Source organism: Aeromicrobium sp. SORGH_AS_0981, assembly GCF_031453195.1.
In the GTDB taxonomy this organism is placed as follows: Bacteria; Actinomycetota; Actinomycetes; order Propionibacteriales; family Nocardioidaceae; genus Aeromicrobium.
This window is the reverse complement of sequence record NZ_JAVIZD010000001.1, coordinates 270,984-296,179: the sequence shown is the minus strand read 5'-3', so window position 1 is coordinate 296,179 and position 25,196 is coordinate 270,984. Positions and strand designations below refer to the sequence as shown.

The window sequence follows — 25,196 nt, the reverse complement described above, 5'->3', positions numbered from 1 at the left end:
GCCAGCCGAGGCAGCGCACCGGCAAGCACAGACCTCCTGCGGCAGCGCACCAGCAAGCACCGGTGTCCTGCGGCAGCGCACCAGCAAGCACCGGTGTCCTGCGGCAGCGCACCTGCCAAGTCGCGACGGTCACCTGCAGCACCCCGGCAACCACACGCCCCCCACAACCAGCACCCCACCCCGTCGTACCCGCCCCCTAGGATCGGCCCCATGCAGCCGCGCTACACCGACTCGGGCGTCTTCGTCGCGCTGGAGGGCGGTGAGGGGGGCGGGAAGTCGACGCAGGCGCGGCTCCTCGCCGACTGGCTCGGGGCAGCCGGCCACGAGGTGCTGCTCACGCGTGAGCCCGGTGGCACGGAGGTGGGGGCGCGGTTGCGGGGCATCGTGCTCGATCCCGCCACGGGCCACCTGTCGCCGCGCACGGAGGCGCTGGTCTACGCCGCCGACAAGGCCGAGCACGTCGACGCCGTCGTCCTCCCGGCGCTGGCCCGCGGCGAGGTGGTCGTCACCGACCGCTACGTCGACTCGACGCTGGCCTACCAGGGCGCCGGACGTGCCCTCGACGCCGCCGAGCTGGAGCACGTGGCACGGTGGGCGACGGCCGACCTGCGTCCGCACCTGACCGTCGTGCTCGACCTCGACCCCGTCGTCGGGCTCGCGCGGGCGGGGGAGCCCGACCGCATCGAGGCCGAGCCGCTCGACTTCCACCAGCGGGTCCGGGGCCACTTCCTGGCGCTGGCCGCCGCCGACCCCGCGCACTACCTCGTCGTCGACGCCGACCAGTCGCCGGACGTCGTCCACGCCGCCGTGCGGGCCGCGGTCGAGCCGTGGCTGGGGCAGGCGCGGTGACCAGCGTCTGGGACGAGCTCGTCGGACAGGCCCCGGTCGTCGACACGTTGTCGGCCGCGGTCCGGTCGGCCGGCGGCGACGGTCGCTCGATGACCCACGCCTGGCTGTTCACGGGCCCACCGGGCTCGGGACGCTCGAACGCGGCGAAGGCGTTCGCCGCTGCGCTGCAGTGCGAGCGTGGCGGCTGCGGCGAGTGCCGCTCGTGCACCACGGCGGCGGCGGGCAGCCACCCCGACATCACCGTCATCCGCACCGACGGGCTCTCGATCGGCACCGACGTCGCCCGCGAGTACGTCCGCAAGTCCGCGCTCAGCCCGGCCCTCGGGCGCTGGCAGGTGCTCGTCGTCGAGGACGCCGACCGGCTCACCGAGCAGGCCGCCAACGCGCTGCTGAAGGCGGTGGAGGAGCCGTCGCCGTTCACCGTGTGGATGCTGTGCGCGCCGGCCACGGAGGACGTGATCGTCACGATCCGCTCGCGGTGCCGGCCGGTGCTGCTGCGCACGCCACCGGTCGACGCCATCGCCCGGCTGCTCGTCGAGCGCGACGGGGTGGAGCCGCAGCTGGCGCACGAGGTGGCGGCCGCGTCGCAGGGCCACATCGGTCGCGCTCGTGGCCTCGCGCGCGACCCCCAGGCGCGGGAGCGGCGCCGCGAGATCCTGTCGCTGCCCACGTCGCTGCGGTCCCTCGGCGACTGCCTGGTGGCGGCGCAGCGCATCAACGACGAGGCCACCGCACGTGCCGCCGTGATCGCCGACGTCGCCGACGAGCGCGAGAGCGCCGACCTCAAGCAGTCGTGGGGCGTGGAGGACCGCGGCCGTCGCCCTGCCGGCTACGCCGGCGCGGTCTCCTCGCTCGAGAAGGACCAGAAGCGACGCCGCACCCGGCTGGCGCGCGACTCCATCGACGGGGTGCTGCTCGACCTGCTGTCGTTCTGCCGCGACGTCGTCGCCGTGCAGACCGCGCCCGGTGCGCCCCTCGTGAACGCCGACGTCGCCGACGAGGTGCGTGAGGCGGCCCGTCTGTGGACGCCCGAGTCGACGCTGAGCCGGATCGGTGCGATCGTCGAGGCGCGCGAGGCGCTCACCGCGAACGCAGCACCGCTGCTCACCCTCGAACGCATGATGATGGGATTCCGGAGCCGATGAAACGACCTCTGATCGCCCTCGCCGCGGTGGCCGCTGTGGTCGCGGGCGTCCTGCTCGTGGTCCGCGACGGCGACGGCGCGTCCGACGACTCGCCCGCCGCCCAGGCGATCCAGCCCACCGGCGAGCAGGCTCCCGACGGCCTGCAGCGCTTCTACGACCAGAAGCTGACCTGGAAGGGCTGCGGCGGCGACTCCGAGTGCGCCACGATCACCGTCCCCATCGACTACGACGAGCCCGACGGTGCCACCACGACGCTCAAGGCCGCGCGCTACCTGAGCACCGGCGACGGCACGCGCGTGCTGTTCGTCAACCCCGGCGGTCCGGGCGGGTCGGCGATCGACTTCGCCGCGAGCCTGGCGGGCAGCATGGCGCCGACCGTGCGCGACGCCTTCACGATCGTCGGCATCGACCCGCGCGGCGTGGGCGAGAGCTCGCCCCTGACGTGCCTGCCCGACGCCCAGTTCGACGCCTATGCCGCGAGCGACCCCGACCCGAGCACTCCGGCCGAGGTGCGCGAGCTGCGCGCCGGCGTCCGCGAGCTCGGCGAGGCGTGCGCCAAGAACTCCGGCGAGCTCGCCGGGCACGTCTCCACCGAGGAGGCTGCCCGCGACATGGACGTCGCACGTGCCGCGATGGGCCAGCAGAAGCTCGACTGGTTCGGCGCGTCGTACGGCACCCAGCTCGGCGCCACGTACGCGACGCTGTTCCCGCAGAAGGTCGGCGCCATGGTGCTCGACGGTGCCGTCGACCCCGCGCAGGACGTGTTCGGGTCCGCCTTCGGGCAGGCCACCGGCTTCCAGCGCGCGCTCGACGCCTACCTCGACGCGTGCGCGAAGCTCGAGTCGTGCCCGCTCGGCCAGGATCCCAACGCGGCCAACCGTGCGCTAGCGACGTTCATGTCGCGGCTCGAGGACCGGCCGCTGCCCACCGGCACCGACCGCGAGCTGACCAAGGGACGTGCGTTCTACGGCGTGGCTGTCACCCTCTACGACAAGGCGGCGTGGCCCGTCCTGTCGCAGGCGCTCACCGCCGCCCTGCAGGGTGACGGGTCGCTGCTGCTGCGCCTGAACGACCTCTACTTCTCCCGGCAGAGCAACGGCAGCTACGACGGCAACATCGGCTGGGCCAACATCGCAGTCAACTGCCTCGACAACCGCGAGCGGCCGAGCGTCGCCGAGGTGGAGGCCGAGCTGCCACGCTTCGAGAAGGTGTCGCCGGTCTTCGGTGCCGCGCTCGGCTGGGGCACCCTCGGCTGCACCGACTGGCCCGAGCCCGCCGAGCGTCCGCAGGTGGAGATCGACGCCGAGGGCGCCTCGCCGATCGTCGTCATCGGCACCACCCGCGACCCGGCGACGCCGTACGAGAACGCCAAGGCGCTGGCCGACCAGCTGGGCGACCGCGAGGGCGTGCTGCTCACCCGTGAGGGCGACGGCCACACGGCCTACAGCTCCGGCAACCGCTGCATCGTCAAGGCGGTCGACGCCTACCTCGTCGACGGCACCGTCCCGCGCGACGGCACGACCTGCCCCGACGAGTAGTCCGTCAGCAGTCCGGCCTCGCACCGCCCGGCGGTGCGGACCGACGGGGTGGGGTCAGGCCGAGCGGATGGCCTCGTGGTGGCGGATGACCTCGTCGATGATGAAGGTCAGGAACTTCTCGGCGAACGCGGGGTCGAGGTCGGACTCGACGGCGAGCGAGCGGAGCCGCTCGATCTGGCGTGCCTCGCGGTCGGGGTCGGAGGCCGGCAGGTCGTGCGTCGCCTTCAGCCGGCCCACCCGCTGGGTGCACTTGAACCGCTCTGCCAGCAGGTGCACGAGGGCGGCGTCGATGTTGTCGATGCTGGAGCGCATGTCGTCCAGCTCGGCCCGCACGTCCTCTGTCCCGGTCACGGGGTCGAGTCTAGGGGGGCCCGTGTGTCGTTCTGGAGGGGCAGGGGTAGGCTGTACGAGGTTCTGCGGGCGATCCTCGCGGGACCTTCGCCGCCTTAGCTCAGTCGGTAGAGCGTTTCACTCGTAATGAAAAGGTCGTCGGTTCGATTCCGACAGGCGGCTCCACCAGGCCCGGTCACGCAGCAGCGGACCGGGCCCTCGTCGTGCTGAAGGTGCCCGACAGGTCCGCTACGGTGCGAGGCATGCCGCGTGCGTACCGCTCACCGACCCGCGACGCCGTCGCCGCGGCCACGCGCCGCAGGATCGTCGAGGCGGCGGGGAGGCTCTTCGTGCGCGACGGCTACGCGGCGACGTCCATGCAGGCGATCGCGGCGGAGGCGGGCACGTCGGTGCAGACGGTGCACGCGCACGGCCCCAAGCACGCACTGCTCGTCGCGGCGCACGAGCTGACGCTGGCCGGCGACGAAGGTCGACACCCGCTCGCCGAGCGGCCAGAGCTGGTCGACATCATGTCCGAGCCCGACACGGACGTGGCGATCCAGCGGTACGTCGACTTCCTCGTGCGGGCGAACCTGAGGTCCGCGGCGCTCGTGCACGCCATGGTGTCCGCCGCGGGCGCCGACGCGCGGGTGCGTTCCGCGGTGCAGGACCTGGAGGAGCGCCGGCACCGCGACATGACCATCGCCGCCGGGTGGTTCGTCGGGCGCGGACGGCTCCGCGCCGAGCAGGCGTCCGAGGCGGCCGACCTGCTCGGGCTGGTCGTCGGCCCCGAGCCGTGGATCCACCTCGTCCGCGAGAGAGGGTGGACGCCGACGCGCTACGGCGTGTGGCTGCGTCGCCAGCTGGACGAGCTGGGGGCGGCGCTCGACGGGTGACCCATATTGGGGTTAGTCTCACTCTAGTCAATTGAGGGAGACGCCCATGAGCCGCAGCGCGGTGCTGTGCAGCATGCCGGCGACCGGACACGTCGGACCGCTGTCCGTGGTGGCCGGCGAGCTCGTCCGCCGCGGATGGCGGGTGAGGATGCTCACGGGAGCTGGCTACGAGGCTCCCGTGCGCGCGAGCGGAGCGGAGTTCGTGGCGCTGCCGGCCGAGGCCGACACGCTCGACTCCATCGGGGCGGGGGAGCGCACCCGTGGCCTCGCCACCATCAACCACGGCGTGGAACAGGCCTTCGTCGCCCCAGCTGCGCCGGCCGGACAGGCACTCGAGCAGATGCTCGCCGACGAGCCCGCCGACGTCGTCCTCCACGACATGACCTTCCTGGGTGTGCAGACGCTCTTCTCGCGCCCCCGTGACCAGCGTCCCGCGACCGTGCTGTGCGGGATCGGTCCGGCCGGGTTCAGCAGCGTCGACACCGCGCCCTACGGACTCGGACTCGTGCCGTGGCGACGGACGGTGCCGAACCGGCTCCGCAACCGCCTGCTGTACCGCACGTCGCGCGTGGTGCTCCGGCCCGTCCACCGCAGCCTCGACCGCTTCCTCGCCGACGTCGGCGCGCCGGGGCTCGACGGCGCCTTCTTCATGGACGTACTCGACCGCAGCGACCTGCTCGCCCAGTTCACCGTCCCCGAGTTCGAGTACGCACGCTCCGACGCGCCGGCAGGCCTGCGCTTCTACGGCCCGATGGTCCCGCCGGCAGCCGAGGTCGCCGACGTCGCGACACCCGCTTGGTTCGACGACCTCGACCCGCACCTCCCGCTCGTGCACGTGACCCAAGGGACGGTCGCCAACACCGACTTCACCGAGGTCGTCGGGCCGACCGTCGAGGCCCTGGCGGACCGTGACGTGCAGGTCGCCGTGACGACCGGCGGTCGCCCGACGTCCGCGCTGGACGACCTCGGCCCGCTGCCCGCGAACGTCTTCGTCGCCAGCTACCTGCCCTACGACGAGCTGCTGGCCCGCACCGACGTGCTCGTCACGAACGGTGGCTACGGTGGGCTGCACCACGCGATGCGCCACGGTGTCCCGATCGTCATCGCCGGGGACTCCGAGGACAAGGTCGAGACGTCGACCCGCGTGCAGCACGCCGGGGTCGGCATCAACCTGCGGACCGGCCGCCCGACCCCGGCCGCCGTGGGGCGTGCCGTGCGGGCGGTGCTCGACGACGGTGCGTACGCCCGCCGAGCGCACGAGGTCGGCGTCGCGATCGCCCGGTCCAGCGGGGTGGTCGGGCTGGTCGACGACGTGGAGGCCCTGGTCCTCCAGCAGGTTCCCCACCCGCCCCTGACGAAGGAGTCGTGAGATGTCGAGCCACGAGGTCGTCCGACGTCACGTCGACGCGTTCAACGCCCGCGACGAGGCCGCCGAGCCCTGGTCCGAGGACGCGGAGATCATCGCGCCCGGGGCGTCGGCCTCGGGCCGGGAGGCCGTGCTCGCCTTCCTCCGGGTCTTCCACGACGGCTTCCCGGACGGCCGCCTCGAGCTGATCTCCGTGCTCGGAAGCGGGTCACGCGTGGCGGCGGAGGGCCGCTTCGTCGGCACGCACACAGGCACCCTGCGCGGTGCCGGCGGCAGCCTCGCGCCGACCGGGCGCGAGGTGTCCTTCCGGTGGGCCGCCGTCTACGAGGTCGACGGCAGCCGACTGCGGTCGGAGCACCTGTACTTCGACCAGGTCGAGCTGCTGTCGCAGGTCGGCGCGCTCGCCGACTGATCCGCTGGCTGATCCGCCGACTGATTTACGACGGGCACGGCGGCCTGGTGCCTGCGGTCGGCAGGGCGGTCTGCTCAGCCAGCCGAGCGCTCGCGCCGGGCGAGCGTCGACGTGGCGCCACCCACGGCACACCAGACGGCGAGCACCGCCCACGGGCGCCAGAGCGCGCCGGCCGTGCCGCCGGTGAGCTGCTGCAGGATCTCGATGCCGGCCGCGTGCGGCAGCAGCGTCGTGACCTCGCGCCACACGACCGGCTGCATCCAGGTGCCCGTGCCGGCGAGGTCGGGTAGCGCCGTGAGGACGAGGAGGGTGACGGCGAGCCCCCAGCCCCACGCGTCCATCAGGTGCTCGAGCGCCTGCGACACGAGCGCGCCGGTCAGCACCAGCAGGGAGAGCGCCGGCCACCACAGGAGCACCGGTCCCGTCGCGAGCAGTGCGCCGACCAGGCCGCCGACGCCGCCGACCAGCACCGCCACCGCCCCGATCACGCGCAGACGTCGCAGGGCGCCCGGCCACGTCCGCGGCAACCGGCCGGAGCGGACCGTGAGCACGCCGGAGGTGACGATGCCAGCGCCCACGGCCAGGACCGGGAGCCAGGTGACGGCGGCGCGTCCGCCCGCCGACAGCGACGGCCCGACCAGCTCGACCTCCACGCCCCGACCCAGCCGCGCCGACGTGACCCGGACGGCTGCCTCGACCGCCGCCCGCTGGTCCGGCGAGGCCCGCCGTGGCAGGAGCAGGACGTCGTCGGAGCGAGCGAGGTCGACCACCGCAGCGCCCACCAGCGTGCCGTCGTCGACGAGCCCACGGGCTGCTGCGGCCGACGGCGGTCGCACGACCGTGAACGGGCTGTCGGGATCGGCGGCAGCGCGGTCGGCGAGCGTCTGGCCGACCACGGCCGGGGCGACCACGCCGAGCGGCGCCTCGTGCAGGTCGTCGCCCGCGACCCAGGCGAAGACCGCGACCACGCCGGCCAGCTGCACGGCGACGGCGACCACCAGCGGCACCCAGACGCGACCCCTCACGCGCCGACTGTAGGTCACGCCAGGGCCCGCCCCGTCGCCGTGACATCGTGGTGCCGTGGGAGTGCAGCGCGTGCCGTGGCGGATCCGGGTGGCGGCCGTCACCGGGCCGGCGCTCCTGCTCATGCTGTCCCTCGTCGCCTTCTCGGGCCGGGCCGACCCGCCGTCGGCGCCGACGGTGCCCGAGGCGAGCGAGACCCGCTGCCTGCCGATCGAGCCTGTCCGCTCGGTACCCGACCTCAACCGGCTCGTCACGCAGGTCCGTGGCTCGGGGGCGTTCCAGGGCGCCGACGTCGGCGCCGACGTGACCCTGCAGGACGGGCGGCGGCTCTGGCTCTTCGGCGACACCCTCCGGTCGGTTGACTTCGACGGCCAGCGCTTCGTGCGCAACTCGATGCTCGTGTTCGAGCCGGGCTGCGCGCAGGTCGTGCTGCCCGCCGACCACGGCGCGCTCATCCCCGACCGGGCCGACGGCGTCGGCTACTGGCCGATGTCGGTCGCCAAGATCGAGCGACCGGGCTACGACCTGGTGGGTGTGTCGGCGCAGCGCGTCAAGGGCGCCGACGCTCCCGACGGCCCGCTCGCGTTCGACAACCTGGGGCCCGCGCTCGCGCTGTTCGTCGTGGAGCGCGGGCGGACGCCCCAGCTGCTCGGGGTGCGCGACGTCGGCCCGGACGACGACGACCCCCGTCGTCCGACGTGGGGCGCCGCGACGGCCGTGTCCGACGGCTGGGTCTACCTCTACGGGACGGCGCGTCCCGGTCGCGGCCTGGTGTTCGGGTTCAGCCTGCACGTGGCGCGGGTGCGGCCCGACGACGTGTTGCGCCCCGACCGCTACCGCTACTGGAACGGTCGGGCGTGGACCCGCGACGCCTCCGACCTGGCCACCCTGATCCCCGCCGAGGGCGGGGTCTCGCAGACGCTCAGCGTCTTCGAGCGGGACGGCCGCTGGTACGCGGTGAGCAAGCGCGACGAGTTCCTCGGCAAGGACCTCGTCGTGTGGTCGGCGTCGCGGCCGACAGGGCCGTTCACCCCGAGCGCCCCGGTCGCCCAGATCCCCAGCGAGCCCGACGGGCGCCTGCGGTACATGCCGCTGGCCCACCCCGACCTGCTGCCCGAGCGAGGGTCGGTCGTCGTCTCCTACAGCCAGAACGACACCGACCTCGCGGAGGTCGCGCGCGACCCGTTCGTCTACCGCCCGCGGTTCCTGCGGATCCCGCTGCCGCGCTGACGTCCGCCCCGCTAGTTGTGATGTCCAGGGACGTTGTTGTCGACCTGGGTGAAGGGTGAAGGCCTCCTGTGGTGAGAGTGGAGCTGTCTAGGAACCGCTTCACGCACCAGGAGGCCTTCGTGTCCCACGCTAACGCTGCTCTGACCCCACGCGCCCGGTTGAGGCTCGCGAAACTGATCGTCGAGGACGACTGGCCCGTGACTGCGGCGGCGAAGATGTTCATGGTCTCTGTCCCGACCGCCCGCAAGTGGGCGAGCAGGTTCCGCACGGAAGGGCCTGCCGGGATGGTCGACCGCTCGAGCCGGCCGCGCTCGTGCCCACATCGCACGTCCGAGGCGGTGAAGCGCCAGATCGTCGCTCTGCGGTGGCGTCAGCGTCTCGGGCCGGTGCAGATCGGCGGGCAGCTCGGTCTGGCACCGTCGACCGTCCACGCTGTTCTGGTGCGTTGTCGGCTCAACCGGCTGCGTCACATCGACCGGGTCACCGGTGAACCGATCCGCCGCTACGAACACCCACATCCAGGATCGATGATCCACGTCGACGTCACCAAGTTCGCGAACATCCCCGACGGCGGAGGCCACCGCTTCGTCGGGCGACAGCAAGGGCGGGTCAACGCCATCGCCACCGCGACCAGAACCGGTGAGCGGAGCCCGACCTACCGCCCGGTCATCGGCACCGCGTTCGTGCACACCGTCATCGATGACTACTCCCGCCTGGCCTACGCCGAGATCCACGCCGACGAGAAAGCCGCCACCGCGATCGGAGTCCTGCAACGGGCCGTGGCCTGGTTCGCCGACCACGGCGTCACCGTCGAACGCGTCTTGTCCGACAACGGCAGCTGCTACCGCGCCCACGCCTGGACCCAGGCCTGCACCGACCTCGCGATCACCCCCAAACGGACCCGGCCCTACCGACCCCAGACCAACGGCAAGATCGAACGCTTCCACCGCACCCTCGCCGACGGCTGGGCCTACGCCCGGCACTACTCCAGCGAGACCGAACGCCGCTCAGCCCTCCCGCACTGGATCCACTCCTACAATCACCACCGGACCCACTCCGCCATCGGCGGCCCGCCCATCAGCAGGATCAACAACCTGCCTGGACATCACAGCTAGTGCTCGAGCGCGTCGAGGTCGAGGTCGGCGGGGAGCAGCCGGTGCACGAGCCACGCTGCCGCGAGCATGACGAGCCCGGCGGCGAGGCCGACCCAGCCGAACGCCTCGGCGTAGGAGGCCCGGGCGGCTGCGGCGACCGGCGTGTCGAGCGCGAGGGCGAGCGACTCGCGGGTCGCGTCGGTGGAGTCGCCGGGCAGCCCGCTGCGGTAGAGCGCGGCGACGAGGCCGCCGAGCACGCTGATGCTGATGACCGCGCCGAACTCGTAGCAGATCTCCTCGACGGCGGACGCCGAGCCGACCTGGTCGCGTGGTGCGCTGCCGATGATGAGGGCCGAGGCTAGCGCGAGCGCACCCGTCCCCACGCCGACCACGAGCAGTGCCGGGCCGACCACGACGTAGGAGAGCGGTTGCGGCGCCGCGAAGATGAGGAGCGGTCCTGCGCCGAGCAGGACCATGCCCAGCACCACCGCCCGTCGGGCGCCGATGCGGGCGGCGATCCGCGGGGCGAGCGGGGAGGCGACCAGGCCGCCGACGGCGAGCGGCAGCAGCGCGACGCCCGCCAGGAGCGGACCGTGGCCCTCCACGAGCTGGAGCCACTGCGAGCCGACGAAGAGCAGCGCCATCATGGCGATGCTGCTCGCCAGCGCGGCGACCACCCCGCCGCGGAAGGTGCGACTGCGGAACAGCGAGACCGCGAGCATGGGGGCGTCCTGGCGCAGGCTGCGTCGCACGAAGAGGGCCAGCATCGTCATGCCCGCGACGACGCAGACCAGGGTGACTCCACTGAACCCGTCCTTGCCGAGCTCCTTGACGCCGTAGACCATCGTGACCATGCCGGCGACCGTGAGGACCACGCCGAACGGGTCGATGCGGCCGGGTCGCGCCGAGCGGCTCTCCGGCAGCAGCCACACGCCGAACGCGACGCCGAGGACCATGACGGGCACGTTCACGAGGAAGGCCGCGTGCCAGCTCCACGCCTGGAGCAGCGCGCCTCCGACGACCGGGCCGACGGCCGCTCCCAGGGAGGCCATCGCGGCCCAGATGCCGAGCGCGTAGGCGCGTTCGCGCGGGTCGGTGAAGAGCGTGCGGATGAGCGACAGGGTCGACGGCATGATCATGGCGCCGCCCAGGCCGAGGGCCACACGCAGCGCGATGACGGCCGATGCGTCGTCGACCCAGAGCACGGCCGTGGAGGCGACGGCGAAGATCGTGAAGCCGGTGAGCAGCATGCGCTTGCGACCGACGCGGTCGGCAAGGGCGGTGACGGGCACGAGCAGGCCGGCCAGGACGAGGGCGTACGCGTCGACGATCCACAGCTGCTGCAGAGCGCTGGCGCCGGTCTCGGCGGCCAGGTCCGGCAGCGCGACGTTGAGGATCGTCATGTCCATGACCACCACGAGGAGGCTGGCGGCGAGCACGGCCAGACCGGCCCAGCGGCGCGGGTGGTCGACGGCGGGGGTCGTGGGGGAGGGAGAGGTGGTCACGGTGTCACCGAGGCTTTCCCGAAGCCGGAGGCTTCGTGGTGGCGGAGTGCGGAGGCTTCGTGGTGGGGAGTGCGGAGCCTCAGTCGTGCTGACGGGCAGAGGCTCCGTCGAGGAAGAAGGAGGAGACGAGGGCGCCAAGGCCGCGTCGCGGCACGTCGCCGACCCGGATGGCCTCGCGCGCGGCGACGAGAAGGCCGTAGCCGGCGGTCGACAGCCAGGCGGCGCTGACGTCGTCGCGCAGCACGCCCGCCCGTTGTCCGGCGGCGAAGAGCACGACCTCGCGCCGGTGGAGGGCCTCGGCGCGGGCGGCGAGTCCCGGCTCGACGGTCAGGAAGTGGTCGGTGAGGGCGAAGCCGAAGTCGTCGGAGTCGTCGGTGAAGCGCTCGAGCAGCTGCTCGACGGTGCTCCGGATGAGGCCGCCGTCGCCGCCGGCGGCCACGTCCTCGACCGCTGCCTCGTCGAGACGCTGCTCCCAGCGGTCGAGGGAGCGAGTGCCGATCTCGAGGAGCAGCTCGTCGCGTCCGGCGAAGTAGCGGTGCAGCGTCGCGCGGCCGATGTGGGCGGCTCGGGCGATGTCGGCCATCGACGACGTGGGGTCGGCGTTGAGCTGCCGTTGGGCGACAGCCAGGATCTCGTCGGGTGTCATCGCACTCCCCGGGTCGTCGTGAGACAGTAGTGTCTCACATGAGACCACAATGTCTCACCCCGCGGGGGCGGCCGGGTGCGAGGGTCGGCCGTCCCGTGACGGTTCGTCCCGCACGGGGCGGGTACGTCGGGAGGGAGCCGGCTTGACGTCGGCTCCCTCGACCGATGGAGTCCCCGTGCCCCTCACCGCCCTCGCACTGAACTGCACCCTCAAGCCCGGCGACGCGCCGTCGAGCAGTGCCCTGATGGCACAGCAGTACCTCGACGCCCTCGCCGAGCACGACGTCGTCGGCACCGCCGTGCGGGTCGTCGACCTCGACGTCAAGCCAGGTGTCGAGACCGACATGGGCGACGGCGACGAGTGGCCGGCGATCCGTCGACAGCTGCTCGACGCCGACGTGCTCGTCGTGGTCACGCCGACGTGGGTGGGGCAGATGTCGAGCGTCACGAACCGGGTCCTCGAGCGGCTGGACGCCGAGCTGTCCGAGACACGCGACGACGGGAACCCGATCCTCTACGGCAAGGTCGCGCTGGTGGGGGTCGTCGGCAACGAGGACGGTGCGCACAAGATCACGGCCGACCTGTACCAGGCGCTCGACGACTGCGGCCTGACGATCCCCGCGCAGGGCGGCACGTACTGGAACGGCGAGGCCATGCACACGGTCGACTACCGCGACCTCGACGAGACCCCCGAGGCCACGCTCAGCACGCTGCGCACGGCGGCCGCGAACGCCGCGCACCTCGCCCGGCTGCTCTCCCGCGAGCCGTACCCCGCCTGACGCCCGAGCGTCCGAGGGGTGCCCCGCTGAGCCCTGGTCAGCGCAGGGTGGTGGCGAGTCGGTCGATCCGCACGAGCGCCGCGGCCAGCACGGGCAGGTACGCGGGCGCCCACAGCGGGGCACCCATCGACAGTCGGCAGCCGTCGGGCTCCGGGCGCACCGCGTGCGTCGTCGCGGGCACGCCGGCCACCGCCCAGGCCCAGGCGCGTCCCGGCTCGAACGACGTGATCGCGAAGGGGAGCGAGAGACCCACGGCCGTGCGGACGTGGCCCGTGCTGCCGAGGCCGAGCGGCGCCTCGTCGTCGAGGGTCGCGTGCTGCACCGACGGGCCCCAGCGAGGCCACGCGTCGAGGTCGACGAGCAGCGACCACACGACGTCGGGCTCGGCGTCGACGTGGCGGTGCACGGTCAGCTGTCTCACGCGTCGCCCACCTGGTCCTCGTCGAGCGGCTCCGCCAGGTGCGGGTCGCCGTGGGTGACGTCGCTGACGTGCACGTGGCGGGTGACGTCGTCGGCGCCCGGCGCCGGCCCCGTCCCGAGCGTCCGGGCCAGGACGCGGCGGGTCACCGCGTGCGTCGCCTCGGTGGACTCCGGGACCGACGTCCCGTAGCGCGCCACGAGCTCCAGGTGCACGGCGTGCAGGCGGCCGCGGTCGCGGACGTCGAGCCGGATGCGGCGCACCGCCGCATCGGCCACCTCGTCGGCGAGCGCCGAACGCAGCAGCGCCACGAGCGCGACCGAGGAGACCTGCAGCAGCGGGTCGGCGGTCTCGATCGTGGTCGCCCGTCGGGGGGCGGCGAGGGCCCGGGCGAGGACGCGGCCGGCAGCCTGCGCGACGTGCGGGCTGGCCGGCTGGTGGCGGAGCTGGTCGGTCGCCACGTCGAGGGCACGCTCGCCGCTCGAGCGGTCGAGGTCGGGCACGTCGGGGTTCGTCATCGCCACTGCTCCATCCGGATCGCGAGACTTCGTCGGGCGCGGTGCAGCTGTCCGCGGACCACGGTCGGAGTCGTGTCGAGCACCTGGGCGATCTCCGCGTAGGAGAAGCCCTCCAGCTCACGGAGGGCCCATGCCGCGCGCTGGGTCCACGGTAGCTCCCCCAGGGCCAGGTCCAGCGTGCGCCAGAGGTCGCCGAGCTCGGCCTCCTGCTCGGGGTCGATACGACGTGCGGCGCCGAGCCGGTCGGCGTCGTCGCGGCCGAGAGGCTCGAGGATGCGGTCGTCGACCGCCAGGGGGCGGGTGCGGCGACGGCGTCGGTAGACCTCGCGCTGCACGATCGTGAACAGCCACGTCTGCACCTTCGAGCGACCCTCGAAGTCCGGCAGCGCGCGCCACGCGGTGATCCACGCGTCCTGCACGGCGTCCTCCGCGGACCGCTCGTCGCCGTCGAGCAGACGTGTCGCGTAGCGCAGCGTCGCGGGGAAGAGCCGGGCGAAGAGCTCCTCGAACGCTGCCCGGTCGCCCAGGCCGGCGCGGCGGGCGAGGGCGTTGTCGGACGGACGGGCGCCCCCGTCGTCGGTGCCCGGCACCTGCTCGTCGTCCGTCCCCCTGGTCATCGCTCCGACCGTGCCACCGGGTGGGAGGGTGCGCACCTCGAACTGGCTCGCACTGTGACGTCGGTCACGTCACCGTGACGTTCGGCGTGCGGGTGGACTCTCACGGTTGTTCGATCGATCCACCCCACCACACAGAACAGGACTGATGACGTGAGCGAGAAGGCCGTCGCCAAGACCACCACCTCCAGCGACCTGGACAGCACGCAGGGTCGCACCTCCATCGCCGACACCGTCGTGTCGAAGATCGCCGGCATCGCGACCCGCGAGGTCTCCGGCGTGTACGCGCTGGGTGGCAACACCGCCCGCGCCGTCGGCGCCATCCGCGAGCGCATCCCGGGCTCCTCCACCAACCACTCGCAGGGCATCTCGGTCGAGGTGGGCGAGAAGGAGGCCGCCATCGACATCCAGCTCGTCGCGGAGTACGGCGTCTCGATCGCCGACCTCGCCAACGGCATCCGCACCAACGTGATCAACGCGGTCGAGCGCATGGTCGGCCTCAACGTCGTCGAGGTGAACATCGAGGTGCAGGACATCCACATCGAGTCCGACGAGGGCGCCGACGACACCGCCAGCGAGCCGCGGGTCCAGTGACCACCCCCGCCGACACGCCCGAGCCCGCCGACACCGCAACGACGGTGGCCGAGCAGGTGGCGTCCGCGACCCTGGGCGTGCCCGGGGTCGCGGGGCTGCACGCCGGATCGTTCGGCGAGGTGGCGACCTACCTGCCCGGGCGTCGCGTCACCGGGGTCCGGCTGCGCGACGGCGACACCGAGGTGCACGTCGTCGCGACGATGGGCACCCGGCTGCGCGACCTCGCCGACTCCGTCCGCGCGGCGGTGTCGCCCCTCGTCGACACGCCCGTGCGCGTCGTCGTCGAGGACGTCGTCCCGGACGGCACGGCCGCGTCGTGAGCGGCAGCACCGGGGCGCGACCGACCGGACCCCCCTTCACGGGTCCGGCCGACGCCGCACTGCGCGAGCAGTGGCGTCGGGAACGTCGCGCCCTGGTGCGTCGCCACCACCCCGACGCCGGCGGCGACGCCGAGCAGCTGCAGGACCGGCTCGCGGCGCTGGACCGTCGGTACGTCTTCCTGGAGCGGACGGGCCGACCCGCGGGTCCCCCGCCCCGGTCGCCCCTGACGCGGATCCGCTCGGCGTTGCGGCGCCCGGCGCGGCGCCTGCGCCGTCGCCGCTACATCGACCTCTGACCCCTCGCACGACCCCCATCCCGGCACCAAGGAGACACCCCATGACCACCTCCACCGTCGGCCTCATCGCCGGCCTCCTGCTCGCCATCGCCATCGCGACCGGCGGCTTCCTCGGCTTCCTGCTCGCCCTCGTCCTGGGCGGGGCGGGGTACCTCGTCGGCGGTCACGTCGACGGGGAGGTCGACCTGTCCGGCCTGCTCGGACGGCGCGACCGTGGCTGACACGGCCACCCTCGCCCCTGTCGCGCCAGAGCGGGTGCCGCTGCCCGCCCCCGAGGACCGCGGACGCACGACCATCGCCGACGGCGTCGTGAGCCGCGTGGCGTCGATCGCGGCGTCGGAGGTCGAGGCCGTCGTCGACACCCGCAAGGGCTGGACGAAGCTCGTCCGCAAGGGCCTGCCGCACGCCGAGGCCACGGTCGCCGGCGAGACGTCGTCGATCAGAGTGGAGGTCGCGGCGACGTGGCCGACGCCGCTCGCGCCGCTCGTCGAGCGGGTCCGCGCGCACGTCACCGAGCGCGTCGACACCCTCGTCGGCGTCACCGTGAGCCGTGTCGACGTCACGGTCGCCGACGTCGTGCACCTCGACGCCCCCGCCCGCCGCGTCGTCTGACCCCTCCCACCCGACCGAAGGACCCCGCATGACCTCCGAGACCACCCCCTCGACGGGCACCCGCCCGCTCGCGGCGGCGAAGTCGCCCGCCGGCACGGGCGCGTCGCCGCTCGTCGCCCAGCTGATCGCCCTCGCCCTCGTCGGCCTGGCCGTCGTCGCCGTCCAGCACCTCCTCGTGCAGCTCGGCTCGGTGTCGGGCAGCTCGTGGCTGCTGACGGTCGTCGACGCGGCCGACGGGATCGACGGTCGCACCTCGGCGGTGCTCGCCGCTGCCGTCGTCGCCCTCGTCGTCGCGGTGCTGCTGCTGCCGGTGGCGCTCAAGCCCCGCCCGCGCCGCACCCTGGCGCTGCGCGCCAGCAGCGGCGTGCACCTGCGTCGCCAGGACCTCGTGCGGGTCGTCCGCGCCGCCATCGACGGCACCGACGGCGTCACCGAGGCCGACGTCTCGGTCCGGCGCCGGCGCGTGAAGGTGGTGGCTCGGTCCGTCGCCACCGCCGACCGGGAGAGCGAGCTCGAGGGCGCCGTCCGTGCCCGCGCGGAGCGGGTCTGCTCCGCCGTCGACCCCACCCCGCGGGTCGACGTCACCATCCGACCCGAGAAGGGCTGAGCACCATGGTCAGTCGCACCACGCTCCTCGTCGACCGACTCGCCACCCTCGTGCTCGTCGCGCTGCTGGCGGTCGCCGGCCTCGCCGGCCTGTGGTGGTGGTCCGGCCGCGAGGTCTCGGGCAGCACGCTCCCCGAGACCAGCAGCACCGCGCGCGTCGCCGACGCTCTCGAGAACCCCGCGGTGGCGTGGGGGACCGCAGCCGTCGCGGTCGTCGTCGCGCTGGTGGCGCTGCGCTGGATCCTCGCCCACCTGACCCGCCCGACCGTCTCGCGACTCCGGCTGGAGGGCAGCGGCGACGACGGACGCAGCGAGGCGCTCGCCGGCAAGGTCCTCTCCGCTGCCGCCGACGCGTTCGCCGCGACGGAGGGCGTGCGCTCGGCCCGTGGGTCCGTCGTCCGCGACCGCGGTGAGCTCGTGGCCCGGATCGATGCCACGATCGAGCCGGAGGCCGACCTGACGCACGTGGCGCAGCGCGCCGACGAGGTGTCGGCGCAGCTGCACGACGTGCTCGGACGCGACGACCTGCGGGCCGCCGTCCGACTGCGGGTCGCCGCCCGCGGACGCAGCCTGTCACGCGTGCACTGAGGGCTCAGCCCTCCACGGGGCACGGCGTCGACGGCACCGCCGGAGGGGCCGCACGGGCTGCGCGCAGGTCGTGCGCGACGCCGCTCGGCGTCCGTCCCTCTGTCCGCCCGGAGGTCAGCACCGGCTCCGCGACCGTGCGGACGACGCGGTCGGTCGCGGTGTCCAGGCGGGTCACCAGGTCGCGGTCCTCGTGTGCCGGCACGGCCGCGAAGCCACCGACCTGCAGGTAGAGGCTGCCGCGGACCGCGAGGTTGGCCCCGTGCACGTGGGCGTGCGGTGTCCTGGCCAGCCCGCCCCGGTAGCGCCGCCACCAGGTCGTGTGGTGGCCCAGCTCCGCGTCGTCGAGACGGATCGTCCCGACCACCGCGTCCGCGCCGTCGGCCGCCAGGGCGAGGTGGTGGGCCAGCCAGCCCGGCGGCACCACGGAGTCGGCGTCGGTCGTCGCCAGCCACGTGCGGGCGGCGTCGCGGCCCTGGAGCAGCCTCGACGCCCCCGCGGCGCGGGCGGCGCCCACCCCGGGCAGCGGCAGCTCGACGACGATGGCGCCCCAGGCCCGCGCGACGTCGGCGCTGCGGTCCCGCGTCGCGTTGACCGCCACGACGATCTCCACGGGGACGGCGACGGCGCCGGCGGCCCGGCCCAGCGCGGCCAGGCACCGCGCCAGCGAGTCCTCCTCGTCGCGCGCAGGGACGACGACGCCCACGCCGTCGACGTCCGGGTCACGCACGTTCGAGCACCTCGAGCCGGACGTCGTCGTCGAGGTAGCCGGACACCGGGCGCAGTGCCGGGGTGTGCAGGTCGACGTGCGCCTCGTCGGGCACCGACGCCGCCTCGGTGAAGGAGTGGCGCCAGTGGACGGCGACGACGTGGCCACCGGGACGCAGGCCGGCGACCGTCAGCTCCGCGCACCTGGCGCGCTGCTCCTCGGTGAGGAAGTAGAGCACCTCCGAGAGGACGACGAGGTCGAAGGTCCCGGCGGGCCAGTCGTCCGGGATCGTCCCGCGCTGCACGCCCACCCCGGTGAGCCCGCGCTCACGCACCCGCTCCAGGGCCGCCTCGACGGGGTCGAGCGCGACGACCTCGTCGCAGCGCTCTGCCAGCAGGGCGGTGATCTGGCCCCGCGCGCACGCGGGCTCGAACGCGCGGGCGTAGCGGGGGCGCGGCAGGCTCGCGAGCGTCAGGGCCCGCTTGCGCTCCTCGTAGGGTGCGGTGTCGAGGCGCCAGGGGTCCGGGTCGGTCCGGTAGAGGTCCTCGAAGTAGGCCGGGTCGGTCACGTGAGCACCACCTCCGGGGCCGTGAGCGCGTGCTCGAGCAGCGCCGGGGTGACGACGACCTGGTCGGCGGGATGGTCCGACCACGGCTCCAGCTGCGACCGGAAGGCGCGCAGGGCGGCCGCCTTCCGCTCCGCCGCGCCGGGGGGCGAGGGCAGCAGCGCGGCACCCTCCAGCCAGTCCGCGCCGGCGTCGGGCGTGCTGCGCGTCCACCGCCAGACCGGGTAGCGCCACAGCGTCGTCCCGGCGGGGACCAGCTCGCGCGCCACCGCACCCAGCACGTCGTGGTCGCCGTGCCCGTCGTGCTCGTACGGCGCGAGCACGATGGCCGAGGCCCGCAGCAGCGGGCGCAGGAGACGGACGAGCGGCTCGCGGTCGTCGGGCAGGGCGGCGTCGCGCAGCCCGAGGTGGGTCGTGCGCACCTGCGGGTGCCCGAGCACCGCGAGTGCCTCGGCCAGCTCCCTGCGCCGCACGGTGCGCAGCTGGTCGGGCGTGACCGTCGGGCTCCCGGGGTGGGACTGCTCGCCGTCGGTCGCGACGACGAGGTGCAGACGGCGGCCGACCTGTCCGGCGAGCCACGCCCCGACGCCGAGGACCTCGTCGTCCGGGTGCGCGGAGAGCACGACGACCGGGCCGCCCGGGTCGTCGACGGTGGGCAGCGCCGCGTCGCGCAGGGTGGCGTCCCAGCGGGCCGGCGACGTGGAGGCGGTCATGTCGCCCCGAGTGAGCCGAGGCGGGCGAGGTCGCGCTCGGCGTGGTGCTGGCGCACGAAGACCTGCAGGTCGGCGACGTGCTGGGCGTGCGCCGCGTCGAAGGCGAGGGGGCCCGGACCGGTCGCGCGGCCCACGTGGGCGACGACGTCGTCGACCGCGCGGGCCGCGGCGGCGCGCACGACGAGGGCGCGGTGCTCGTCGCGACGTCCTGGCTCGGCGTCGAAGGCGGCCGCCGCCTCCGCCAGGAGGGCGGTCAGCCCGGCGAGAGCCACGCGGACGTGGCCGCGGTGGGCCAGGCCGTGGTCGTCGAGCCGCGACGACCGCTCGAGCGTCTCGGCGACGCGGTCGGCGCCGCCGGCCCAGACCGCGGCGATCCCGACGCCGCCGTGCCAGAAGCCAGGACGGTCCACGTAGGCGCCCGCCTCGCCGACGGGCTCAGCCTCGACGTCGTCGAGCCGCAGCGTCGTGGTGCGCGCTCCCGCCATCCCCGGGCCCACCCACGCCGGGCCGTCCGGGTCGGGGGAGAGGCCCGGCTGGTCGAGGTCGACCGCGAACAGCCTCGGGCGCCCGTCGTCGTCCGCGGTCACGAGGGCGTGCGTCACGAGGTCGGCGCCGGAGCAGAAGGCCTTGCGCCCCTGCAGCCGCCAGCGTCCACCGCCCGCCGCTGCCCGCACCTGGGCGAAGGGCGGCTCCGCGGCCCAGACCGCCCACACGCCGTCGTGGTCGACGGCGTGGTCGAGCTCCGCGGCGATCGCGAGCGCGTCGTGGTGGGGCTCGACCAGCTTGGCCAGGGCGAGGTCCTCGCGGCCCAGCTCGCGGAGGGCGTCGAGCCGCTCCTGCGTCCGGCCGGACCCGGGCAGCGGCAGGGCCCCTCGGGTCCGCTCGCGCAGCACGTCGGCCGTGAGGTGCATCGCCGTCCTCGGGTCGGGCGTCGCGGCCGGGCGGCCGCGCGGTCCCCGTACCCCGTCCCGACCCCGCCAAACGTCCGCTCCCACCCGGCGGACGACGGGTGGTGTCAGGAGCCGGCGACGACGCGGCCGCGCACCTCGCCGAGCGGCACCCGCCCGCCGTCCGGCCCCGGTGCCGTCGCGCTGACGGTGACCTCGTCGCCGTCGTGCAGGAACGCGCGGGTGGAGCCGTCACGCAGCACGACCGGCTCGGCACCGTTCGCGGTGAGCTCGATGAGCGCGCCGCTCTCCCCGCGTGCCGGTCCGCTCACGGTGCCCGACGCGAACAGGTCGCCCGGGCGCACCGACGCACCGTTGACGCACAGGTGCGCCAGCATCTGGGCCGGGGTCCAGTACATCGCGCGGGTACGGCGGCCGCGACACGACCTCGTCGTCGATCCGCACCTCGAGCGCGAGATCGAGCGCGCCCGCCGGCACCGACGTGTCGTCGAGGTAGGGCAGCAGCGGGACGTCGCGCGGTGGTGGTGCGGTCCGGGCGTGCCGCAGCGCCTGCATCGGGACGACCCAGGCCGAGACCGACGTCGCGAACGACTTGCCCAGGAACGGTCCGAGCGGCACGTACTCCCACGCCTGCAGGTCGCGCGCCGACCAGTCGTTCACCAGCACCACGCCGAACAGCCGGTCCTCGGCCTCGGCCAGCGTGAGCGGGCCTCGGGTGGCCGGCCCGGCGACGACGAACCCGACCTCGGCCTCCAGGTCGAGCCGCGTCGAGGGGCCGAACGTCACGGCGCCGTCGGGCTCGCGACGCTGGCCGCTCGGACGACGGACGTCGGTGCCCGAGACGACGACGGTGCCCGCACGCCCGTGGTAGCCGATCGGCAGGTGCTTCCAGGCCGCCGGCAGCGGATCGGCGCCGGGGCGGAAGAGCCGGCCGACCGCGGCGGCGTGGTGCTCGGACGCGTAGAAGTCGACGTAGTCGCGCACCGTCCACGGCAGGTGCAGGGTCGCGTCGGCCACCGGCACGAGAGGGAGGTCGTCGGTCCGCGTGCCCACCAGGTCGGCGACCTCCCGACGTACCTCGTCGCGGCGGTCGGGGCCGTGTGCCAGCAGCGCGTCGAGCGTGCCGTCGGCCACCTCGTCGGCGAGCCACGGCAGCGCCGCGCCGACGTCGAGCACCGAGCGGCCCACGCCGACGCCGACCCGGCGCGGGCCGTCGTCGACGCTGAACGAGCACCAGGGCAACGTCGTCGTGCCCCAGTCCGGCGCCGCCGACGTCATCGCGACCAGGAGCGGTGGTAGACGCCGTCGTCGACCGCGCGCCCGCCCTCGCCCAGCTCGAGCGGCCGGAACGTGTCGACCATGACGGCCAGCTCGTCGAAGGACTCCGCGCCGAGGCTCGCCTCGATCGCCGCGGGGACCGGACCGTGCGAGTGCCCGCCGGGGTGCACGCTGACCGAGCCCCTGCCGATGCCGGAGCCCTTGCGGGCCTCGTAGTCGCCGTCCACGTAGAACATGATCTCGTCGCTGTCGACGTTCGCGTGGTAGTACGGCACGGGGATCGCGAGGGGGTGGTAGTCGACCTTGCGGGGCACGAAGTTGCAGACCACGAAGCTGTTCCCCTCGAAGACCTGGTGCACCGGCGGCGGCTGGTGGATGCGGCCCGTGATCGGCTCGAAGTCGTGCACGCTGAGCGCGTAGGGGTACAGGCAGCCGTCCCAGCCGACCACGTCGAACGGGTGCTCCGGCACCACGTGCACGGTGCCTGCGAGGCCTCCGGGTCCGCTGCCGCGGTGCTTCACGAGCACCTCGACCTCGGTCTCCTGGCGGACCTCGGGCTCGCCCGGGCCGCGCAGGTCGCGCTCGCAGTAGGGCGCGTGCTCCAGCAGCTGGCCGTAGCGCGACAGGTAGCGCCTCGGCGGGGCCACGTGGCCGTTCGCCTCGATGCAGTACAGGCGCGACGGCTCCGCGGCAGGGGTGCCGGGCCCTGGGCGGCGCGACGAGTCCGGGACGTAGCGGTGCGTCGTCGCGCGGGGCACGACCAGGTAGTCGCCCGGCCCGTAGGTCAGGTGGCCGAAGACGGTCTCGAGCACGCCCGTGCCGGCCTCGACGAACACGATCTCGTCGCCCGTGGCGTTGCGGTACAGCGGCGACGCCGCGCCCGCCACCACGTAGGAGATCCGCACGTCCCCGTTGGCCAGCACCAGCCGTCGGTGCTCGACCGGGTTCGATTCCTTCGCCGCCCACGGCCCGGCACCCCCGTCGGCGGCGCCGGCCGGGTCGTCGGTGAAGAGGTCGTGCAGCCGCAGGTGCCGGGGGAGCAGCGGCTCGTTGGGCGTCGTCGACTGGTCGGGCAGCTCCCACCGGCGCGCCTCGAGCACCGCCGACGGCACGCCCACGTGGTAGAGCAGCGAGGAGTCGGAGCTGAAGCCCTCCTCGCCCATCAGCTCCTCGCGGTAGAGCCGGCCGTCGGGGGAGCGGTGCTGGGTGTGGCGCTTCGGCGGCACCGACCCGGCGCGCCGGTAGTGGGCCATCAGAAGTTCCCGCGCTTGGCCTGCTCGCGCTCGATGGCCTCGAACAGCGCCTGGAAGTTGCCCTTGCCGAACCCGAGCGAGCCGTGCCGCTCGATCAGCTCGAAGAACACGGTCGGACGGTCGCCCACGGGCTTGGTGAAGATCTGCAGCAGGTAGCCGTCCTCGTCGCGGTCGACCAGGATGCCGCGACGCTGCAGCTCCTCGATCGGCACCCGCACCTCGCCGATGCGGGCCCGCAGCTCCGGGTCGGTGTAGTAGCTGTCGGGGGTCGCCAGGAACTCCACGCCGCGCTCGCGGAGGACGTCGACGGCGGCCAGGATGTCGGCCGTCGCGAGCGCGAGGTGCTGCGCGCCGGGCCCGCGGTAGAACTCCAGGTACTCGTCGATCTGCGACTTCTTCCTCGCGACCGCCGGCTCGTTGAGCGGGAACTTCACCCGGTGGTTGCCGCTGGCCACGACCTTGCTCATCAGCGCCGAGTAGTCGGTCGCGATGTCGTCGCCGATGAACTCGGCCATGTTCGTGAAGCCCATGACCCGGTGGTAGAAGTCGACCCACTCGTCCATGTGACCCAGCTCGACGTTGCCGACGACGTGGTCGAGCGCCTGGAACACGGCGTCGTTCTGCCGCCCGTGGCCCGGCACCCCCGCCGTGCTGTCCTGCCGCCCGTGGCCCGGCACCCCCGCCGTGGCGGGGCGCGCGGTGGTGCGGCGCTCGACGAAGCCGGGCAGGTACGGACCGGAGTACCTGCTGCGGTCGACGAGGGAGTGGCGCGTGTCGCCGTACGTCGCGATCGCCGCCCGGCGGACGGTGCCGTGCTCGTCGGTCACGTCGTGCGGCTCCTCGAGCACCGTGGCGCCCTGCGCGCGGGCGTGCTCGACGCAGCGGTCGACGTCGGGCACCTCGAGGGCGATGTCGACGACGCCGTCGCCGTGCGCGCGGTGGTGGTCGGCGATCGTCGAGTCGGGGTCGACGGCACCGCACAGCACGAACCGGACGGCGCCGCCCTGGAGCACGTAGGCGTGGTGGTCGCGGTTGCCGGTCTCCGGGCCCGAGTAGGCGACGACCTCCATGCCGTAGACGTTCTCGTAGTAGCCGGCGGCCTGCGTCGCGTTGCCGACCGCCCACACGACCGCGTCCCAGCCGGTGACGGGGAACGGGTCGTGCGAGGCGTCGTACTCGACGAGGCCCACGAGCTGGCGGAGCTGGTCGAGGTCGAGCTGGGCGAGCCGCTCGCTGCCGGTGAGGGCGGCGGTCTGGTCGGTCGTCGGGGCGTGCGTCGGCGTGGTCGTCATGTGCCCCAGGTCACCTGCTGGGTCGCGTCTTGGCAACCTGCCCGTCTCGTCCTGGTCAGGTCGGCCACCTCTGCCGAGTAGGCTGGCTGTGGACTAGTCGATCTGCCCAGGAGTCGCCGTGGATGCTCTCGACCTCGCCCTCGTCGAGGCGCTGCGTGAGCACCCGCGCGCCGGTGACCTCGAGCTGTCGCGGGTCGTCGGCGTCGCCCGCGCGACCGTGCAGTCGCGGCTGGCGAAGATGGAGGCGTCGGGCGTCATCACGGGCTACGGCCCCGACGTCGACCTCGCCGCCGCCGGCCACACCGTCCTTGCCTTCGCGACGCTGGAGATCGCGCAGGGCCGCCTCGACGACGTGCGCGCCGAGCTCGAGTCGCTGCCGAACGTGCTCGAGGCCTACGTCACGAGCGGCACCGCCGACGTGGTCTGCAAGATCGCCGCGTCGTCGCACGCCGACCTGCAGGACGTGCTCCTCCACATGAGCACCTCGGGCTCGATCGTCCGCTCCACCAGCATCGTCGTGCTCAGCGAGCTCGTCGCCCCCCGCGTCCTCCCCGTCCTCGCCCGCGACGTCCAGGCTGGCGGCCGCGCCCCCCGCTACCGCTGACCGCCCGGCGCGGTTTACCACGGTCCCGTGGTAGACCCCGTCCCCCCGAGGCAAGCTTCCCGAGGGAGGACGACGTTCACCACGGGACCGTGGTACACCGTCAGACCCGCAGCGACCCGAGCCGACGCACGGCCTCGTCGATCACCTCGGGACGCTTGCAGAACGCCCACCGGACGTAGGGGCGGCCGGGGTTGTCCTCGAGGGGGGTGTCGGGGTCGTGGAACACCTGGTGGGGGACGGCGACGACCCCGGCCAGCTCGGGCAGGCGCAGGCAGAAGTCGAGGCCGTCCTCGAACCCGAGCGGGCGGATGTCGGTGGTGGCGAAGTACGTGCCGTCGGGCACGACGACGCCGAGGCCGACGTCGGCCAGCCCCGCGCAGAGCCGGTCGCGACGTGCGCGCATCCCCGCGCGGAAGTCCGCGAAGTAGTCGTCGTCGAGCCGCAGGGCCGCGGCGACGGCGGGCTGCAGCGGCGACCCCCGACGTGAAGGTGAGGAACT

Annotated in this window: 32 protein-coding genes, 1 tRNA gene and 1 pseudogene; 18 read left to right on the top strand and 16 right to left on the bottom strand. The window is 74.0% G+C overall.

Annotated elements, in window-relative coordinates:
* Positions 1-210 precede the first annotated feature (210 nt).
* From tmk to QE370_RS01575, 3 genes are read left to right on the top strand one after another with little or no spacing between them, the layout of a single operon-like run.
* Positions 211-849, top strand: a complete 639-nt coding sequence (tmk, locus tag QE370_RS01585; RefSeq protein ID WP_309633156.1) for a dTMP kinase — start codon at positions 211-213, stop codon at positions 847-849.
* Positions 846-1,994 (top strand): DNA polymerase III subunit delta', encoded by a 1,149-nt coding sequence (locus QE370_RS01580; RefSeq protein WP_253025110.1) that lies wholly within the window; start codon positions 846-848, stop codon positions 1,992-1,994. Before tmk ends, QE370_RS01580 begins: the two co-directional genes overlap by 4 nt.
* Positions 1,991-3,532, top strand: coding sequence for an alpha/beta hydrolase (locus QE370_RS01575; protein ID WP_309633155.1), 1,542 nt, complete (start codon positions 1,991-1,993; stop codon positions 3,530-3,532). Before QE370_RS01580 ends, QE370_RS01575 begins: the two co-directional genes overlap by 4 nt.
* A gap of 54 nt (positions 3,533-3,586) precedes the next feature.
* On the opposite strand, the gene QE370_RS01570 is transcribed toward QE370_RS01575, so the two are convergent.
* Positions 3,587-3,883 (bottom strand): chorismate mutase, encoded by a 297-nt coding sequence (locus QE370_RS01570; RefSeq protein ID WP_083516457.1) that lies wholly within the window; start codon positions 3,881-3,883, stop codon positions 3,587-3,589.
* Positions 3,884-3,972: 89 nt separating this feature from the next.
* Between QE370_RS01570 and QE370_RS01565 the strand changes: the two genes are divergently transcribed.
* The 4 genes from QE370_RS01565 (at position 3,973) to QE370_RS01550 (ending at position 6,536) form a co-directional block, all read left to right on the top strand.
* Positions 3,973-4,048 (top strand) — tRNA-Thr (locus tag QE370_RS01565).
* 77 nt (positions 4,049-4,125) lie between these two features.
* A complete protein-coding gene (locus QE370_RS01560) occupies positions 4,126-4,758 on the top strand; it encodes a helix-turn-helix domain-containing protein (RefSeq protein ID WP_309633154.1) in 633 nt (210 codons plus the stop codon).
* A gap of 46 nt (positions 4,759-4,804) precedes the next feature.
* On the top strand, positions 4,805-6,127 hold the full coding sequence (locus tag QE370_RS01555) for a glycosyltransferase (protein WP_309633153.1): 1,323 nt from the start codon (positions 4,805-4,807) through the stop codon (positions 6,125-6,127).
* Between the two features lies 1 nt (position 6,128).
* On the top strand, positions 6,129-6,536 hold the full coding sequence (locus QE370_RS01550) for an ester cyclase (RefSeq protein ID WP_309633152.1): 408 nt from the start codon (positions 6,129-6,131) through the stop codon (positions 6,534-6,536).
* A 74-nt stretch (positions 6,537-6,610) separates the two neighbouring features.
* Here QE370_RS01550 and QE370_RS01545 read toward each other — a convergent pair whose 3' ends face one another.
* Positions 6,611-7,561 carry a hypothetical protein gene (locus QE370_RS01545; protein WP_309633151.1) on the bottom strand — a complete coding sequence of 317 codons (951 nt, stop codon included), beginning with the start codon at positions 7,559-7,561 and terminating at the stop codon, positions 6,611-6,613.
* Between the two features lie 55 nt (positions 7,562-7,616).
* Between QE370_RS01545 and QE370_RS01540 the strand changes: the two genes are divergently transcribed.
* The gene (locus QE370_RS01540) at positions 7,617-8,789 is read left to right on the top strand and encodes a DUF4185 domain-containing protein (RefSeq protein ID WP_309633150.1); all 1,173 of its coding nucleotides are present in this window, start codon (positions 7,617-7,619) and stop codon (positions 8,787-8,789) included.
* A gap of 119 nt (positions 8,790-8,908) precedes the next feature.
* Positions 8,909-9,904: an IS481 family transposase gene (locus QE370_RS01535; RefSeq protein WP_309632998.1), complete on the top strand. Its 996-nt coding sequence runs from the start codon at positions 8,909-8,911 to the stop codon at positions 9,902-9,904.
* On the opposite strand, the gene QE370_RS01530 is transcribed toward QE370_RS01535, so the two are convergent.
* Together QE370_RS01530 and QE370_RS01525 are read right to left on the bottom strand one after the other, a co-directional pair.
* Positions 9,901-11,388, bottom strand: coding sequence for an MFS transporter (locus QE370_RS01530; RefSeq protein WP_309633149.1), 1,488 nt, complete (start codon positions 11,386-11,388; stop codon positions 9,901-9,903). The two genes, QE370_RS01535 and QE370_RS01530, sit on opposite strands and share 4 nt — an antisense overlap.
* A 79-nt stretch (positions 11,389-11,467) precedes the next feature.
* Positions 11,468-12,034: a TetR/AcrR family transcriptional regulator gene (locus QE370_RS01525; protein ID WP_067859913.1), complete on the bottom strand. Its 567-nt coding sequence runs from the start codon at positions 12,032-12,034 to the stop codon at positions 11,468-11,470.
* Between the two features lie 175 nt (positions 12,035-12,209).
* On the opposite strand from QE370_RS01525, the gene QE370_RS01520 reads away from it, so the two are divergent.
* Positions 12,210-12,812 (top strand): NAD(P)H-dependent oxidoreductase, encoded by a 603-nt coding sequence (locus QE370_RS01520; RefSeq protein ID WP_309633148.1) that lies wholly within the window; start codon positions 12,210-12,212, stop codon positions 12,810-12,812.
* A 37-nt stretch (positions 12,813-12,849) separates the two neighbouring features.
* Here the strand turns inward: QE370_RS01520 and QE370_RS01515 are convergent, their stop codons facing one another.
* From QE370_RS01515 to QE370_RS01505, 3 genes are read right to left on the bottom strand one after another with little or no spacing between them, the layout of a single operon-like run.
* Entirely contained in the window at positions 12,850-13,233 is a 384-nt protein-coding gene (locus QE370_RS01515) for an SRPBCC family protein (protein ID WP_309633147.1), read from the bottom strand.
* A complete protein-coding gene (locus tag QE370_RS01510; RefSeq protein WP_309633146.1) occupies positions 13,230-13,748 on the bottom strand; it encodes a hypothetical protein in 519 nt (172 codons plus the stop codon). The genes QE370_RS01515 and QE370_RS01510 overlap by 4 nt, the downstream gene beginning before the upstream one ends.
* On the bottom strand, positions 13,745-14,365 hold the full coding sequence (locus QE370_RS01505; RefSeq protein WP_253025127.1) for an RNA polymerase sigma factor: 621 nt from the start codon (positions 14,363-14,365) through the stop codon (positions 13,745-13,747). The genes QE370_RS01510 and QE370_RS01505 overlap by 4 nt, the downstream gene beginning before the upstream one ends.
* A gap of 150 nt (positions 14,366-14,515) precedes the next feature.
* Between QE370_RS01505 and QE370_RS01500 the strand changes: the two genes are divergently transcribed.
* The 7 genes from QE370_RS01500 to QE370_RS01470 are packed head-to-tail and all read left to right on the top strand — an operon-like array spanning position 14,516 to position 17,378.
* Positions 14,516-14,956, top strand: coding sequence for an Asp23/Gls24 family envelope stress response protein (locus QE370_RS01500; protein ID WP_253025128.1), 441 nt, complete (start codon positions 14,516-14,518; stop codon positions 14,954-14,956).
* Positions 14,953-15,276 (top strand): hypothetical protein, encoded by a 324-nt coding sequence (locus QE370_RS01495; RefSeq protein ID WP_253025130.1) that lies wholly within the window; start codon positions 14,953-14,955, stop codon positions 15,274-15,276. Before QE370_RS01500 ends, QE370_RS01495 begins: the two co-directional genes overlap by 4 nt.
* Positions 15,273-15,572: a hypothetical protein gene (locus tag QE370_RS01490; protein WP_253025132.1), complete on the top strand. Its 300-nt coding sequence runs from the start codon at positions 15,273-15,275 to the stop codon at positions 15,570-15,572. The genes QE370_RS01495 and QE370_RS01490 overlap by 4 nt, the downstream gene beginning before the upstream one ends.
* Positions 15,573-15,613: 41 nt before the next feature.
* Complete coding sequence (locus QE370_RS01485; RefSeq protein WP_067859894.1) at positions 15,614-15,793, top strand: DUF2273 domain-containing protein; 180 nt, start codon at positions 15,614-15,616, stop codon at positions 15,791-15,793.
* Positions 15,786-16,184, top strand: a complete 399-nt coding sequence (locus tag QE370_RS01480; protein WP_309633145.1) for an Asp23/Gls24 family envelope stress response protein — start codon at positions 15,786-15,788, stop codon at positions 16,182-16,184. The genes QE370_RS01485 and QE370_RS01480 overlap by 8 nt, the downstream gene beginning before the upstream one ends.
* 28 nt (positions 16,185-16,212) lie before the next feature.
* Positions 16,213-16,791, top strand: a complete 579-nt coding sequence (locus QE370_RS01475; RefSeq protein WP_253025136.1) for a DUF6286 domain-containing protein — start codon at positions 16,213-16,215, stop codon at positions 16,789-16,791.
* A gap of 5 nt (positions 16,792-16,796) precedes the next feature.
* On the top strand, positions 16,797-17,378 hold the full coding sequence (locus QE370_RS01470) for a hypothetical protein (protein ID WP_309633144.1): 582 nt from the start codon (positions 16,797-16,799) through the stop codon (positions 17,376-17,378).
* A 4-nt stretch (positions 17,379-17,382) separates the two neighbouring features.
* On the opposite strand, the gene QE370_RS01465 is transcribed toward QE370_RS01470, so the two are convergent.
* From QE370_RS01465 to hppD, 8 genes and pseudogenes are all read right to left on the bottom strand, one after another.
* Positions 17,383-18,105, bottom strand: coding sequence for a glycosyltransferase (locus tag QE370_RS01465; protein ID WP_309633143.1), 723 nt, complete (start codon positions 18,103-18,105; stop codon positions 17,383-17,385).
* Positions 18,098-18,652, bottom strand: a complete 555-nt coding sequence (locus QE370_RS01460) for a bifunctional 2-polyprenyl-6-hydroxyphenol methylase/3-demethylubiquinol 3-O-methyltransferase UbiG (RefSeq protein ID WP_253027345.1) — start codon at positions 18,650-18,652, stop codon at positions 18,098-18,100. The genes QE370_RS01465 and QE370_RS01460 overlap by 8 nt, the downstream gene beginning before the upstream one ends.
* Complete coding sequence (locus QE370_RS01455) at positions 18,649-19,362, bottom strand: PIG-L family deacetylase (RefSeq protein ID WP_309633142.1); 714 nt, start codon at positions 19,360-19,362, stop codon at positions 18,649-18,651. Before QE370_RS01455 ends, QE370_RS01460 begins: the two co-directional genes overlap by 4 nt.
* Positions 19,359-20,273: an acyl-CoA dehydrogenase gene (locus QE370_RS01450; protein WP_253027347.1), complete on the bottom strand. Its 915-nt coding sequence runs from the start codon at positions 20,271-20,273 to the stop codon at positions 19,359-19,361. Before QE370_RS01450 ends, QE370_RS01455 begins: the two co-directional genes overlap by 4 nt.
* A gap of 104 nt (positions 20,274-20,377) precedes the next feature.
* On the bottom strand, positions 20,378-20,647 hold the full coding sequence (locus QE370_RS01445; protein ID WP_309633141.1) for a fumarylacetoacetate hydrolase family protein: 270 nt from the start codon (positions 20,645-20,647) through the stop codon (positions 20,378-20,380).
* 97 nt (positions 20,648-20,744) lie between these two features.
* Positions 20,745-21,548: pseudogene (locus QE370_RS01440) on the bottom strand (fumarylacetoacetate hydrolase family protein); the annotation flags it as partial.
* Positions 21,545-22,801, bottom strand: a complete 1,257-nt coding sequence (locus QE370_RS01435; RefSeq protein WP_309633140.1) for a homogentisate 1,2-dioxygenase domain-containing protein — start codon at positions 22,799-22,801, stop codon at positions 21,545-21,547. The gene QE370_RS01435 and the pseudogene QE370_RS01440, both read right to left, overlap by 4 nt.
* Positions 22,801-24,093: a 4-hydroxyphenylpyruvate dioxygenase gene (gene hppD / locus QE370_RS01430; RefSeq protein ID WP_309633139.1), complete on the bottom strand. Its 1,293-nt coding sequence runs from the start codon at positions 24,091-24,093 to the stop codon at positions 22,801-22,803. Before hppD ends, QE370_RS01435 begins: the two co-directional genes overlap by 1 nt.
* A gap of 118 nt (positions 24,094-24,211) precedes the next feature.
* On the opposite strand from hppD, the gene QE370_RS01425 reads away from it, so the two are divergent.
* Entirely contained in the window at positions 24,212-24,697 is a 486-nt protein-coding gene (locus tag QE370_RS01425; RefSeq protein WP_253023910.1) for an Lrp/AsnC family transcriptional regulator, read from the top strand.
* 100 nt (positions 24,698-24,797) lie between these two features.
* Here the strand turns inward: QE370_RS01425 and QE370_RS01420 are convergent, their stop codons facing one another.
* Entirely contained in the window at positions 24,798-25,142 is a 345-nt protein-coding gene (locus QE370_RS01420) for an aminotransferase class I/II-fold pyridoxal phosphate-dependent enzyme (protein WP_309635220.1), read from the bottom strand.
* Positions 25,143-25,196 lie beyond the last annotated feature (54 nt).